This is a genomic window from Lysinibacillus sp. 54212 (assembly GCF_036662795.1).
GTDB lineage: Bacteria > Bacillota > Bacilli > Bacillales_A > Planococcaceae > Lysinibacillus_B.
Genome location: NZ_JBAFWZ010000032.1, coordinates 15,237 through 30,768, shown reverse-complemented (window position 1 = coordinate 30,768; position 15,532 = coordinate 15,237). Strand labels below are relative to the sequence as shown.

Below are 15,532 nucleotides of genomic sequence, written 5' to 3'. Positions count from 1 at the left end.
CCGGTCCCATCCGCACAAAAGAAGCGCCTATCCGAACAAAAGGGTTCCATCCGCACAAAAGCGAGGCGTATCCGCACAAAAGAAGTGGCTATCGGAACAAAAGCCGGTCCCATCCGCACAAAAGAAGCGCCTATCCGAACAAAAGGGTTCCATCCGCATAAAAGCGAGGCGTATCCGAACAAAAGGAGCAGCCATCCGCACAAAAGCAGGACCCATCCGCACAAAAGGTGACCCATCCGAACAAAAGCCAGCCCTATCCGCACAAAAGCCGACCGTATCCGCACAAAAGAAGTGGCTATCCGCACAAAAGGAAGCCAACCGAACAAAAGAAGTGCCTATCCGCACAAAAGCGGACCCATCCGAACAAAAGGAAGCCATCCGCACAAAAGCGAGGCCTATCCGAACAAAAGAAGCGCCTATCCGAACAAAAGCCAGTCCCATCCGCACAAAAGCAGGAGCCATCCGAACAAAAGAAGCGCCTATCCGAACAAAAGGGTCCCATCCGCACAAAAGCAGGAGCTATCCGAACAAAAGAGAAGCGTATCCGCACAAAAGTGCCCCATCCGCACAAAAGGTGACCCATCAAGCAAAAGCAGCCACATCCGCACAAAAGAAGCGCCTATCCGAACAAAAGCCAGCCCCATCCCAACAAAAGAAATTTTCAAGATTGCTAGAACGTGTGGTTTTTAAGATCAAAAAACCACACGCTCTCAATTAATAGAACGTGTGGAGTCATTTAATATCTCATAAATAGCAGAATATCCTGCCAAGTAATTTCGCCAACCTTTTCCCACTCAAATTTTTTCATTGGCAGCGGGAGGAAGGTAGGGGCATATATATTTTTAAGCTTATTATCTAATATATATGTGTGCTCATCGAAAGCAGCAGTGAAAACTGTTACATCATATTGAGGTAGCTGCTTTTTCTTTACCTTTTTTAGTGGATTAATAAGTGATGCACCTTGAGTTGTTTGGGCATCGTCACCTTGGGCTGCTTCGGATGCATTCTCTTCACCCTGCGCTTCATCCTCAGCATCGACCGAACCAATGTCTTCATCGGCATCATCCGAACCAGTTTCATCTACTAGCTCAGTGTCTCCGTTCGAATCTTCTTCACCCGTCAATTCCACATCCTCAAATTCAGCTACAAAATCTGCATCTTCCGAGAAGTCAGTCTCATTGTATTCATCAGCAAAGTCGTCCTCTCCCGTGAAACCCGCATCTTCAGTATCATCAGCAAGGGCATCCTCTTCCTCACTAGACAAGGAAGCTTCACTACTATCTTCATCAAAGGCCACTTCATCGTCTGCATTGTTCCCATCCGAAGCCTTGTTTTTCTTCTTAGCTCTTGTTGCTAAACTGTCCTTTTTCTTAAATTCGACAGTAATCGGCACTAGTCTTGTTTTACCGTCGTATCCTAGCGTATAAACATGAGTTTTGCCGATATTGGGGATTTCCTGGGAAATGACCCAATCAGATTTCACTTTATAGCTTTCGACAATTTCCTTCGTCGTTATTGTTGAATCGACAACAAGTCCGTATGGGTAATCAAGCAAAAGCTCGTAAGGTTGAATGCGAATTTCATAAATAGTTTTCGAATCATCGACCTTTTCATTTTTCTCTAATTCATGGAACCATAGGGATTGCCGGGCAGGAATTGCCTGTTTTTCAATTACAATTCCCTCGACAGTTTGTTCGTTTTCCTCTCCGGCATGAATGGTAATTACGGCATCCTGTTCAACTTGAACTCTTTGCCATTGATCCTCCGTCACATAGGCAACGATACTTTTTTCAGTAGCATAAATGACAAATGTAATGGTGTCACCTTGTTCGGTAATGTCTCCAATCACACCATCAATCGGGCTAGCTAAAACATCGTTTGTCTCTAGTTGTGTAATAAGACCATCTATTATTTCAATTTCCCTTTCGACTTCGGCGATTTTTTCACCTAGTCGAGCAATAGCTTCAGCAGGGTATGTTTGCTCATGAACCTCTAGCCCTAAAGTGATACTTAATAAGTCGTTTATCTTCTCTGAATCTATTGTTGAGGCTGGCTTAGACGATTTTACGTCATCCTCAATATCATCCAGCAGGTCCTCGAGTGTATCTAATTCTGTCTCGTAAGCCTCTTTCTCAACCTCTAAGCGTAAAATTTCTTTTTGGGCGTCATCCTGCTTGTACACCCCTAGCTCCTCGTTTGCACTAATAAGCTGTCCTCGTTTTACACTAACCTCAGTAAGCGATTTTACATCAGCCGAAACTCGAACCTCATTATTAGTAGCCAAAATGCCCTCTTTATTGAGCTTTTCAACATTAGTCCCTTTTACAGCTTCTTGGAAACTACTAATATAGTATTTTTTTGTGATTTTACTATCCTCATTAAATAACAGGTAAGCATTGATTATGACTAAACTCATCAAGAGTAAGCCAGCTAGTCTGACCCAAATTCTTTTCGACATTAGTTCGCCCCCCTTGTTAGCCAGTTAAAAACAGGAAGAATACTAATTGCTGCGACAATCAGTGCCAGAATGATTTGAATCACAATGATTTTTGCCATTAACACTTTACGGTTGCCTTCATCCCATTGCGATAAAAATCGATATTGAACCCATATTGTAGCAACCGTTGCGACTGTTAATTGATTGACAAAATACAATAAATAATCATGCTGAACGAATTGGAAAAGTGTTGGTGCTAGCGAAAAGAATGTGTAGGGCGTTGCATAGCCAACAATGATAAATGCGATAAAAGTTAAAGCCTTTTCCACTACTATGAAAGAAATAACATAAAGCTGGACCTTCCTAATCCATTTGAAGGGCAACTCTGTTAATAAATGCAGGAAATACGCTACAGCAAAATAGTGGAAGAGGAAAAATCCAATTGCCCACAATACTGAGCTCCCTAGCGAAATATAGCGTGCAAATATGTAGCGGTCATCTAAACCTGTTGCAAAAAGTGTTGTTAATGCTGATGTATTCATTCCCCAAATATTTCGTAGTGCAAAGAGTAAAAGGGCAGAAAAGAATACGAGCCAAAAGCTACGTCGGTACCCTCGTATTTTTTCATATTCATCCTTGTGCTCGAGTGCATACGTTAATGAGGAAGGATTAAGAAGCGAATGCCAAAATTTAAATTGAAATACCATAAATACCCACCCTTTCAAGCCTCATTTTACCATTATAGTACAAATACATTGTGAAGGAATACTGAATCGTTACTAATGTAAGAAAATAGTTCAAAGTGCCAATCTAGAAGTTAGCAAAACGTTCAAATCTTGTGGACGGAGAAGCATCGACAAGAGTACTTTATAAAACGTATACTAGAGAGAAGAATAGAAGATTTTAGGAGGATTGGAAATGAATAAAAAAACGTCTAGACAAAAATTTGCTATAGCCTCAGCAATAGGCGTGATGACTGTTGCTTTTGTAGCAGAAGTGCCTACTGAAGCAGCAAGCATTCCGTTCACGGATGTCCCCATTCAAAGCTATTATTATGAGCCAATCATTCTATTGTATAATCAAGGCATAATTGAAGGGAGAACAGCTACACAATTTAAGCCTGGACAAGAGGCTACTCGTGCTGAAGCCGCATTGTTTATTGCAAATGCCCTAGAGCTTGATACGGTAAATGTAAAGGATCCTGGGTTTAAAGATGTTCCGACATCGAGCAAATATTATGGGGCGATTGCTGCACTATATGAGAAAGGTATAATTCACGGGAAAAGCCCGACAATGTTTGATCCCAATGGAACCTTAACACGTTCTCACATTGCAAAAATGATCGTTCTCTCTTTTGAATTTGAAATGTCGAGCGCCTCTACTACGAAGTTTACCGATGTCAATAAGCTACAAAATGTAAATGAAAGGCGCTATATCCAAACGTTAGTGCAGAATGATATTACGAAAGGGACTTCTAACACTACATTTAGTCCGAACAATACTGTTACAAGAGGTCAGCTAACAACTTTTTTACATAAAGCTCTCCTTGCGAAAGGTGAAGATTTTGAATTAGTCGATGTACAGTAATTAGGACATTCCTCACAAAATATATATTTTCAATAGAAACTACCGTATCTAATAGGTGATAGGTAGTTTTTTATTTTTGAAAATAACGGTTATCGTGTATTTTTGTTATCTTTTCCTGAAGGGGTAGAAAAAAATAGCAGAATACCGATAAACTGTTTAGAAGACTGTATAAAAATGATGGATTTATGGGTATAGAAAGGGTGATCTACATGAAAAAGCAAGTACGAATTAGCGTATTAACAGGATTACTTTTAGCACCAGGGGCTATCGTGAGTGCAAATGAAAACGTAAACCCTGCCACAATTGAAAAAGAGGATAAAAGTAACATTCCATACAACACACTAGCGGATTTAGATGTAGACCAAATTCGTTTACAAGAAATTATGGACTTGAATGAAAAGAGCGCGCTGACAAATATTGAAGTTTATTATGATTTATTAAACGATTTGGATTATAACAACAAATTAACCCCTGATGAATATGCATTACTAACTGCTAAGTTAGATTATTTAAATGCATTAAAGGATTTAAAAAGCCAAGCAGCGGGTTTAACAAATTCTATTTCTTTATTAAAATTGACAAACCCAGATTTACTCGTTTCAGTGCCGAGTATGCAGGGGAAATACGAAACTTTAGTCCAATCCTTTAAAGGAGTAAGAGCGGATTTAGACTTAGCTGTCAATGATTATAGCAGCTATTCTACGCCAGATTTTGAGCAAAAAGCATTCTCAACAATGCTCGACTATTTAAAGGATATCGAAGGCTTTGAAAAGGAATATATTAAAAATGCCTCGACTTTAAAAACATATATTGAAGATATTAAAAAGCCTCAAAAATTTATTTATGGATCTGATGGTACAACTTCCGCAGATGGCTATATTGAAAGACTATTAAAATTCAACGGAGTTTCTAAGGACAAAATATTAGAATTTAAAGACCTAGTCGCTGAGTTGAATGGCGAATATGCTAGTCGTCTTACAGCGAATGAGAAGAAAATTGTCGATTCGCACCTGCTGTCAAATGGTGTAACCGTGACCGCTCTAATGAAATCTGCACAGGTTGATATAAAGGCGGCAGAGGCTTTAGACGCTCAAATCGCTACGATTGCAACAACAGAGTTTAAAACAGCTGCTACATTTTCTTCTAAAATAAAGGCCATCAATCTGGCATACAGCAAGCTAAATACGCGTCAAAAGGATTTAGCTGAGAAGTATAGTTTAGTTCTAGGGGATGCTACTAAAAAAGATGGCTATCAGCATGCATTAAATGTTGTAGATAGAATTACAGCACTAAAGGCTAGTTCAACGGATGCTTATCGAAATGCTGTCGAGGCTGTAGAGGATGCTTATGCAGAATTAGATGCAAGCATGCAAAAATATGTCCTCAACCTTAACTTATTAGCAACAGCACGTACGGATATAGATGCTGCAATTCCTGTTGAAAATGACATTCAAAATATTAAAACAGCAGAGGATGTTAAAGCTGCTCGTGCAGCATATAACTCCTTATCATCAAATCAGAAAAAATTAGTTCAAAATTATAGCGACCTGCAGGCATGGGAAAAGACAGCAAGCAATAGCTTAAGAGTGATCGATCAAATTAATAAAATTAAAATTGAAAATAAAAAGACGTTTGAAACGACTGTAACAAGTGCAGAAAAAGCCTATGAAAAATTAGGTACTGAAAATGAAAAACAACTCGTTTCCAACTCTACTCGTCTACAATATTTATTGCCGTTTGCAAAGGTCACGGGTACTTTCTACAATTTAAAATCAACTGCTACAGATTATAAGAAGCAGGTGAAGGATCTTCTTGTTGCACTAGAAGCGCTAACAGTTGACACAAATGCAAGTGAAGCAGATGCAGCCTCACTAACGAAGCTGAAAGAAGAACTGAAGCTTTCTGTGACGGGTTTAGAAAATCAATTAGATGTAGCAGAGGTCGTTATAAATTTAATTAATGAAGCAGCAAAAGAAACATTAACTGGCAGTGCAAAGCTTCAGGCGATATTAGATGCACGTGCAGCTTATAACAGCATGACAGATGCGCAGGCAAAAAAGCTTGTAACAAACTTAAAAACGCTAACAGACCTAGAGAGAACAGTTAGTCAGCCGGTAACAGTAACGAAGACGATTGAAGCAGTGGATCCAGAGCATTCAAGCTTTGCATCTAAGGCGAAATCGGCCATTACAGCATATGTTAGATTAACAGCTTCTCAAAAGAGCTATATTTCTGACGAAAATAAAAAACGTATTGAAGACTTTAAAATTTCGTTAGCCTTTATGGATCAAATTAAAGCGTTAACGCCTACAAAAGAAGGCTTTAAAACCCTTGTTGAAGAAGCCCGCTCAAAATATATTGAGCTTACGGGTGATAGTTCGCCTTTTGCGTCTACACTAAAGGACAAATTAAAGGATGCATTATCAATATATGAAAGTACAATTTCGGCTCACGAAAATGCCATTACAATTGGTAGCACATTAGTAGCGCGAATTGATTCGCTTAGCCTTTTAACAGGCACTGCCTTCTTAAAAGAAATTGAAGCAATCGAAGCTGCCTATGCATTATTACCAGCGGACGCAAAAAAGCAAGTAACAAACTATAAGAGTTTTACAACGTTGAAAAAAGATGGTACTACAGCATTGAAGGTTGTAGATTTAATCCGGGATGAGATGATCATTACGGTCAATGTAGCCCATAGAGATTATGCACGAAAAGTCGAAGCAGCACTAAAAGCGTATGACAGACTAACAGGTCGTCAAAAATCTTATGTGTACAATTATGATGCTGGCCTAAAGCCATATTTAAAAATCGCTGATATTGTCTCGCAAATTAATGCATTAAAGCCAACAAGTAGAACTTATTTAGAGGATGTTGCGCAAATTCGCATGCAGTATGAGCGTTTATCACAGATTGAACAAGGTTATTTAGCAGATATTCTTTATAAAATAGAAGCGGCTGAGTCTGGTTTAGCAACAGTAACCGAAGTAATGGATCTCATTGATGCTGCTGTTCCAGGTGCGGAAAACTATGTAGAGAAGCTGATAGCGGCACGTGCTGCGTACGATAAATTAGCACGTATTAATTCTGCTTATCAAAAGCTTGTACTAAATTATAAAGATTTAACAAATCGTGAAAAAGCATTAAAGCCTGTAACGACAGTAATTTATCAAATTCAAGAGCTGCAGGAAATGTTAACTAGACCATATAACGATGCGCTAAGCTTTGTAAGAAAATACACTACAGCAGTGAAGGCTTACGAAAAAATTGATTATGATAGTCGTCAGCTTGTAACAAACCGCGAAGTATTATTATCAACAATTTATCCAGTAGCCTCAACGATGGAAGCTATTTCGCTAATAAAGCCAACAAGTAAAACATTTGCTGAGGAAGTACTAAGGGCTCGAGCTTTATATGACGCACTATCTCCTGCAGATAAGGCACTCATTTCAAACTATCAGGCTTTAGTTGCTTATGAAAATACCGTAGTTGGTGGGTTAGCAGTAGATGAATTGATTCGCGCGATTCCTACAAAATCTGCCAATCAATATATGCAGGCTATTAAGGATGCACGAGCTGCATATAATGCGTTATCCGTAGCAGAGAAACGCGCTGTTACGCTGTATCAAGAGCTTGTTAGCTACGAAAAAGGCGTAAAAAATGTGTTAATTGCTATTGATTTGATTGATGGTTTACAACATTCAACTAATCTTGTTGCTCAATATGATAAAGTAGTGAAGGCGCTTGAGAAGCTTACGGCAGAACAGCGAGCGATGATTCCGAATTTAAATAAGCTAGCAAGCATAGGACCAGCGATTGAGGTTTATAAAATGATTGAAAAGCTAAAGCCTTCAGATCCTGCTTACGCGGGTAGCATACAGGCCGCAATCTCAGCATATAATCGTTTATCAAGTGCTGAAAAATTCTATGTTACAAACTACTCTAAGCTTGAGCAGGCAAGAAAGGATACGGACGCAGTTTCTGCAGTAATTGATAAAATCTCAGAAATTTCCCCGTCATCGAAAAATTATGCAGCTCAAGTACGGGCAGCACTAGCGGCTTATAATTCTTTACCGGCTGCTATGAAAAGGCTTGTAACTAATTATTCTGTGCTAAAAGAGGCCGAGAAGGAAGTAGCGGCTGTTGAAAAAGTACGTCAGTTAATTTCAGAAATTGATCCAAGCTCCTATTACTTCGATCGAAAAGTAGAAGCAGCACGGATGGCTTATGATAAGCTAACAGCGCAGCAAAAACGTATGGTATCTAATTACTTCATGCTTGAGGAATATGAAAAGCAATTATGGTATTGGTAGTTCGAGCTTGAGCATTGTCTAGCTCCAGCGCCCAGCCCCTCGAGGTCGCTTCATCGCCTCGGTCGAAAGCGGGAAAGATGCTTTCGATTCGGAGATTCCAGCGCTTGTCGGGGCTAAACGGGGCGCTTGCGCTTTTCTAATAGCCGGCTTCATCCATTTGATTCGTGGTGAAAAATTCAGTATGATATATTTGATTCATCGCCTTTCACATAATTGTGGGAGGCGTGTTTTTATCCTGATCAAGGAGGTACAACAATTGATAAAAAAAGTATTGATGACTAGTTTCTTATCCATTCTATTATTTCTACCTGTACTTCCATTAGATACCTTAGCACAGCCCGTGGTCGAGGCAAAATCCAATCTCACAGATATTAATGACAAGCACTGGGCCTCAAATGCAATAGAACTCATTGTCAATAAAGGCTATATGACGAGCTTCGAGGATGGTTCATTTAAACCTAATAGATTGATTACTCGCGCGGAGACTGCGAAAGTAATCGCAAAGACGTTACATTTATCACTGGAATCGGATACTATGCTTCGTGCAAAGGATGTGGCATCCTCCCATCCCGATTATGCGGAAATTCGCAAGCTAGTAGAACTCGGGATTTTAGCGAATAGCGAAAAAATTCATCCTGAGCAGCCTATCTCTCGAAGTGAATTAGCGAAAGTCATCGCATTAGCTTTTCAAATTGAGGTGGACAAGCGTAACGAGTCCAGCTTTACAGATTATAATAAGAACTTTTGGGCTAAGCACTATATCGAGTCACTAGCTGATGCTGGCATATTTTACGGTAAGCAAGGTCTGATATTTGATCCCCATGGGAAAGTATCGCGTGCAGAGCTAGCAACAGTATTATCAAGATCCCTACTATTTAAAGAGGGCGTGGATAATTATCAGATTGCATATGATTTTTTAGCAAAGTCTTATATTGAAACGCCAAGTGAGCATGAGAAGTGGATAAAGGATGTTATTTCTTTAGTCAATGTGGAGCGTAAAAAGAACAGTTTACAACCATTGATTGAAGATAAAGCCCTTAATCAGTTAGCAGTAATCAAAGTTCAGGATATGCTGGAACGTAATTATTTCGAGCATAAATCCCCGTACTATGGAAACCCATGGGATATGGCGGCATTATTTGATTATGAATTTTCGAGCTTTGGGGAAAATATTGCTCGCTATATAACATCACCAGAGGAAGTGTGTAAAGCTTGGCTATCCTCAAAAAAACACCGAGACAATATTTTAAATCAAAGTTACACCAATATTGGCATCGCGATTAAACGTGATGGAAATGGCAAGTTTTATTGGGTCCAGATGTTTTCTAGTGAAATATAATGGAAAATAATAGTATGAAATATTACAGTAGGGTTACTAAATAACATACTAAAAATCTATAATACTCGACAAAAAGCGCTAGATTCCTTATGAATACTAAGGAATCTGGTGTTTTCTTGTTTTGTAACAATCTGTTACACAAGTGAAAAGTTACAGCCCTTATTTCTATGTTAATCTTTTACTAGGAATTAAACAGGATAGAAAATGAAAGGGGTACTATTTACGATTATGAAAAAATGGTTACTACCGGTTTTTGCGTCTTTTATGATTATGGCGGGAACGGGCACAGACACTGCAGAAGCAGCATCACAAAAAGAACTAACAGCTACAGCTTATAAATATATTGGTGTACCATACGCTTATGGAGGTACAACATCTTCAGGATTAGATTGCTCAGGATTCACACAACTAGTTTTTAAGCAATTAGATATTCCTATTCAACGAACAACATCAGGACAATACAGTCAAGGAACTTCGGTTTCTAAAAGTAATTTACAAGTTGGCGATTTAGTTTTCTTCAATACAACAGGGAAACCCACTTCTCACGTAGGGATTTACGTTGGAAATAATAAATTCACTCACGCAGGCACAAGTACAGGTGTTATAACAGCTAGTTTAAGCGAATCTTATTGGGCTAAACGTTATACGGGAGCAAAACGTATTGCAAGCTTTACAAATGGCACAGAAAATGCAGCGGATGAAGTTAAGGATGCAGCAGTCGATTTCTCATACTATGCTTCTCGTGGCGAAGTTGCCCTACAGTTAGCTAAAGCATTAAATCTAGATACATCGAATACAAATTCATCTTTTATAGATATTAAATCCAATTCGAAATATGCTGGAGCAACAACGGCTCTTAAAAAGATTGGTGTATTTTCAGGTGACGAAAACGGAAAATTTAATGCAAACTCACCATTAACGCGTGCGGAAATGGCAAAAGTATTAGTAAAAGCCTTTGATTTACAAATGCAGTCAAATACGCTTACATTTTCTGATGTAAAATCGTCACATTGGGCAGCAAAGGATATTAAAAACTTAGCATCAAACAAAATTACAGTCGGACAAGGTGACGGTACATTCGGAGTAAATGATTCAGTGAAGCTAGTAGACTTATCTGCATTTATTGATCGTGCAAAAAATAAATAATAAGGTAACAGACTTTTTGTAAATAAAGTTAGTTATCATTCAATGAGGGAAGAGGCTGCTAATGCACCTCTTCCTTTTGTGTTTTCAGTTTGAAAATAAACGGCTTGTAAATTAGACGAGTATTAGCTAGTGGGAATTAATCACCTTCGTAAGGAGAGGTTTAGTTTGACACCGAAGTATTTTACACATTGGTCAATGTCATAAATAGTTTTTCTAAGAAGATTCATAAATATGTAAGAGGAGCGAAGGAAACGGCTCGACCCATGTTCGTGGAAAGCGAGCCGGATGTAGCAGTAATCAACGTTTCACACGATAACATGAACAATAATAGGTAATCAGTACCCGTAATTTTATACATAAATGTAATGACGAAAATATTTTTGACATGTATTTGTAATATATTACTAGTATCGAATAGTGTAATATTATAGATGACAAAAATATGTCGAGCTGTTAGAGCTAGCTTTATATAGATAGATTTTACTTACTAGCAAACAACAAAAGACTTACTAATAGCCCTCTCATTTACTTTATTCTACAAAACGAGGTAGAATAGGCTGATTCTTTTCGAGGTATTTATTTGGTAAAATAGTAGTTGTTTATATTGAAGGGAGGAATAGGACATTGTCTTTTAAGAGATTTGTTGTCGTATTTATCGTGTTCATCGTGTCAATGTTTAATATACATAGTGTATATGCTAGTCAGCGCTTTGCTGATATCCCTACTAGTCATTCTTCCTATGAAGAAATTAACTACTTAGTAGAAAAAGGTGTTATAGCGGGGATTATAGAAAATGGTAAGACTTATTATCGACCAGCTCAGACCGTTACGCGTGGACAAGCTGCAAAAATGGTCGTACTGGCAACTGGTCATAAGCCACTTAAGGTGTCGCAATCTTCCTTCGGGGATATAAAAGTCGATTCATGGCTTTCTGGTTATGTGGAGCAGGCTGTAAAACTTGGTTATTTTACAACGTATACAGGGAATAAATTTGCACCAGACCTAGGTTTAACTCGTAATGAAATGGCAAAAGTATTGTCAATCTCCTATAAATTAGATGTAGATCAATATAAAGATTTAGAATTACCTTTTTCAGATATATCAAAATCGAATAGTTACTATAAGTATATTGCAGCTGTTTACTATAGCGGCATTGCAGTTGGAACAAGTTCTAAAAATTTCAGCCCAACTAATACTGTAACACGAGAGCAATTTGCGCTATTCGTAGCTCGTGCTAGCTCGGATAAGTATCGTCTAGATCCGCCGGTACAGGGAGTAACAGTTCCGGATGAAAACGACGCGATAGCAAAGGTTCGAGTAACAACAGATAATTTGCATGTTCGCTCGACAGCAAGCTCAGCAACAAGTAGCAATATTGTAGGGAAGGTTCATACAGGAACTGTTCTTTCAGTATTTGATATGAGCAGCGATTGGTACAAAATAGCGTATAACGGTCGCTATGCATATGTTTACAAAGCGTATGTAGAAATCATTGATGGGATAAACCCAGAGGAGCCTGAAAAGCCAACACAAAAACCGGACCCAGAAGAGCCCGTTTTAAATACTAAAACGATTGGTAGTGCTACGGTTAATAACTTAAATATTCGTGCCAAAGCAGATACATCATCCGCGGTAGTTGGAAAAATCAACCGTGGAACACTAGTCGAAGTACATTCGATTTCAGGGTACTGGGCAAAGGTATCGTATAACGGAACAGAAGGATATATTCATAAAACATACCTACGATTAATCAATCAAACTGGATCAGCTATTCAAGGACGTATTATTGTAATCGACGCTGGTCACGGCGGGAAGGATCCAGGAGCATCTAAAGCATCGGCTATTGAAAAGATCATTACATTAAAAACAGCAACGAAGCTAAAGAATAAGCTTGAGGCTGCCGGTGCAATTGTAAAGATGACACGAACAGGTGATACGTACCCAACGTTAGATGAGCGTGTTGCATTTGCAAAGAAAAATTATGGTGAGATTTTCATTAGTATTCATGTTAATTCAGCATCCAGTGAAAGTGCAAAAGGAACTGAAACTTATTATAGTGTGACAAATAATGAGAACGAAAAAGAGGATTTTGCGCTAGCGACAAATATTAATAGTCAAATTGTCAAAAATGCTAATATGAATGACCGCAAAGTAAAGCGTGCGGATTTCGTTGTTATTAAAGGGCTAACGATGCCGTCAGTACTTGTAGAGTTAGGATTTGTTAGTAACTCTGAGGACCGTGCAAAACTAGTAAATGACAAATATGTTGATATTTTTGCTCAATCTATTTATAACGGCATTACACAATATTATAAAAAATAATCCAAAACTGTTAGGAGACATTCTTGTTTCCTAACAGTTTTATTTTTTTGTACTATCCTGTTTTATACCTACTTTGTTACTATAAAGTAAAATTATAAAGTCTGCATTAATTACTAATAAGTAATATAATTGCACTACTAATCATTAGTGAAAATGTTATTTTTATGATTATAAGCTTTATTTTGAAAAATAATTAATATATAATGAATGTGAAATAATTGGTAATACATATGTTATCAAAGCATCCAAGACAGAGAGATAAAGGTGGAGTAAAATGCCAAGAGGACGTAGAGTAAATTCAAGTGGAGAAAAGAGTAAAAAACTATTATTAGAGAAAGCGATAGAACTATTCTCAACACACGGGTATCATCAAACAAAAATTAGTGATATTGTAAAAGCGGCTAATTTAACTCAGCCAACATTTTATTTATATTTCCAAAGTAAGGAATCTTTATTTAACGATTTAAATGAAGAATTCCAAAATAAGTTGATGGAAATTATGGATGATGGTTTACTGCAATCTTCTCAACAGACAAAGAATATAAAGGCCCGCTTATTTGAAAACTTTAAAAATATTTTTAATTATTTTGTAGAAAATCCGAATTTAACGAAAATTGGTTTTTATGAATGTGAAGGGTCTTCTATCATTAAAAATAAGATGGTCTATGCACTCTCTTCCGCATTAGAACGAGAGCAGAGTAACTTTACTGTGCTAGACAGTGTTGGTGCCACAATCCTTGCAGAGAGCATTCTAGGATCAGTTGAACGACTCACCCTAACGACGTTACTAACTAAACAATGTGAGCCTGAAAAGCTGGCCTCACATATTATCAACATATACTTTACAGAGCAGCTTGAACTAGTTTAAATTTAAAAGCCAGGAGCCAACTTTATGGTCCTGGCTTCATTTATTTCGGGAACAATGAGTTATTGTGCCACTGTAATTCGTAAATAGGAGCCTTGCTTTAATCGCTTTCCATTCTCGTTTTTTAATGTTGGATGAATAATAAGCATGTACTCAGCACCTGCTATTAGCGGCTTTTGAGGTGTTACAATTAGCTTTGAATCCTGTTGTTGAATTTGTGCATTCACAGTGTTGCCACCGAGAGTCACTAACTCCACTGTACCTTTTGGAATCGTTACCGAGGATAGAGCATGATTAAATGAAAGTGTAAATGTTTTTGTAGTCTGTACCTTTGTTAAGGCTGGTCGCTCTTTGTAACCTTTTAGACTAGCGATAATCGCATCATAATGGGCGAGATATAGTGGGTCATTGTTAGTTTTTATTTGTGGTGTAACCCCAACCTTGTGCACCTTTGTTCCTTTTGGTCCGCTGAATTCAGCCATTGTTAGCTTTAAGATGCTCCCATCAGACAGCTCATAAAAGGATTGCATCGTGCCTTTTCCATAAGAGGTTTCGCCGTATAAAATAGCTGCATTTTGATCTAAAAGGGCAGCAGCTGTCATTTCAGAGGCACTTGCACTATATCGATTAATTAAAAGTCTCGTATTTTTAGGAAACTGCATGGATTGCCTGCTTGCATAAGCGATTTCATTGCCCCATGCAAGCTTTAAACGATATGCCACCTTAGCATTTGGAAATAAACCAATGATATCCTCCGCGGATGAAACATAGCCCCCACCATTGTATTGTAAATCCAAGATAAATGAGGTAGCACCTTTCGCCGATAAATTGCGTAGGGCTTGTTGGACTAGTGAAGCTGCATCAGTTGAAAATGATGATAGAGCGATATATCCTACGTTACCGTATAGGAGTTCCGTTGTGACATTCGGTAGGGTAAATGGCTTTCGTACAATCGACTTTGTAAAGGTTTCTCCATTTTCCTTTAATAGTGTCAGTGAAACGGAAGAGCCTTCCTTTCCCATAATAAGAGTAGAAGCTTCAGATGTAGACATATTCATAGTAGATTTGCCATTAATCGAAAGAATAATATCGCCGGTTTTGACCCCTGCCTTTTGTGCACTCCCCCCCGTGATTACTTCCGTTATACGTATCCCTTTCTCATGTTCCTCAATGACAACCCCGATTCCTACAGATGTGAGTTCAATGGCATTTAAATAAGCTTCGAACTCTTCTCTTGTAAAATATGTAGAATACGGATCGAGCATCTTCATTAAGTCTGCAATTGATTTTGCATCGTTTATGTTTCCTTTTATCTCACCCACATAATTTTCTTTCACAATTGCCTTTACTTCTTGAAGTGGCTCGGCAAATACAGTATGAGGAACAATCCAAAATAATAACATTAGAAATAGAATAGAATAATACCTTTTCACAAGCTACACCCCTTGTTTATAGATTATTTCTATTATATACCTTCTTGAAAAAACAATCGCCCCCAGGATTGAATTACCCTGGAGGCGATC

Annotated in this window: 10 protein-coding genes; 7 read left to right on the top strand and 3 right to left on the bottom strand. The window is 38.2% G+C overall.

Going from position 1 to position 15,532, the window contains the following annotated elements; all coding sequences use genetic code 11:
* A partial coding sequence (locus V4T18_RS16290) for a hypothetical protein (RefSeq protein WP_332651220.1) occupies positions 1–718 on the top strand: 718 nt, incomplete at its 5' end.
* Positions 719–736: 18 nt separating this feature from the next.
* On the opposite strand, the gene V4T18_RS16285 is transcribed toward V4T18_RS16290, so the two are convergent.
* Both V4T18_RS16285 and V4T18_RS16280 read right to left on the bottom strand, forming a co-directional pair.
* On the bottom strand, positions 737–2,458 hold the full coding sequence (locus V4T18_RS16285) for a hypothetical protein (protein ID WP_332651218.1): 1,722 nt from the start codon (positions 2,456–2,458) through the stop codon (positions 737–739).
* Complete coding sequence (locus V4T18_RS16280; RefSeq protein ID WP_332651216.1) at positions 2,458–3,144, bottom strand: amino acid transporter; 687 nt, start codon at positions 3,142–3,144, stop codon at positions 2,458–2,460. Before V4T18_RS16280 ends, V4T18_RS16285 begins: the two co-directional genes overlap by 1 nt.
* 211 nt (positions 3,145–3,355) lie before the next feature.
* Here V4T18_RS16280 and V4T18_RS16275 point away from each other — a divergent pair, with 211 nt between their 5' ends.
* From V4T18_RS16275 to V4T18_RS16250, 6 genes are all read left to right on the top strand, one after another.
* The gene (locus V4T18_RS16275; protein ID WP_332651214.1) at positions 3,356–4,024 is read left to right on the top strand and encodes an S-layer homology domain-containing protein; all 669 of its coding nucleotides are present in this window, start codon (positions 3,356–3,358) and stop codon (positions 4,022–4,024) included.
* A gap of 209 nt (positions 4,025–4,233) precedes the next feature.
* The gene (locus V4T18_RS16270; protein ID WP_332651212.1) at positions 4,234–8,337 is read left to right on the top strand and encodes a hypothetical protein; all 4,104 of its coding nucleotides are present in this window, start codon (positions 4,234–4,236) and stop codon (positions 8,335–8,337) included.
* A gap of 256 nt (positions 8,338–8,593) precedes the next feature.
* Positions 8,594–9,676: an S-layer homology domain-containing protein gene (locus V4T18_RS16265; protein ID WP_332651210.1), complete on the top strand. Its 1,083-nt coding sequence runs from the start codon at positions 8,594–8,596 to the stop codon at positions 9,674–9,676.
* A gap of 225 nt (positions 9,677–9,901) precedes the next feature.
* Entirely contained in the window at positions 9,902–10,822 is a 921-nt protein-coding gene (locus V4T18_RS16260) for a C40 family peptidase (RefSeq protein ID WP_332651221.1), read from the top strand.
* Between the two features lie 624 nt (positions 10,823–11,446).
* The gene (locus tag V4T18_RS16255; protein WP_332651208.1) at positions 11,447–13,144 is read left to right on the top strand and encodes an N-acetylmuramoyl-L-alanine amidase; all 1,698 of its coding nucleotides are present in this window, start codon (positions 11,447–11,449) and stop codon (positions 13,142–13,144) included.
* A gap of 274 nt (positions 13,145–13,418) precedes the next feature.
* Positions 13,419–14,012, top strand: coding sequence for a TetR/AcrR family transcriptional regulator (locus V4T18_RS16250; RefSeq protein ID WP_332651206.1), 594 nt, complete (start codon positions 13,419–13,421; stop codon positions 14,010–14,012).
* Between the two features lie 59 nt (positions 14,013–14,071).
* On the opposite strand, the gene V4T18_RS16245 is transcribed toward V4T18_RS16250, so the two are convergent.
* Complete coding sequence (locus V4T18_RS16245; protein WP_332651204.1) at positions 14,072–15,412, bottom strand: S41 family peptidase; 1,341 nt, start codon at positions 15,410–15,412, stop codon at positions 14,072–14,074.
* Between the last annotated feature and the right edge of the window lie 120 nt (positions 15,413–15,532).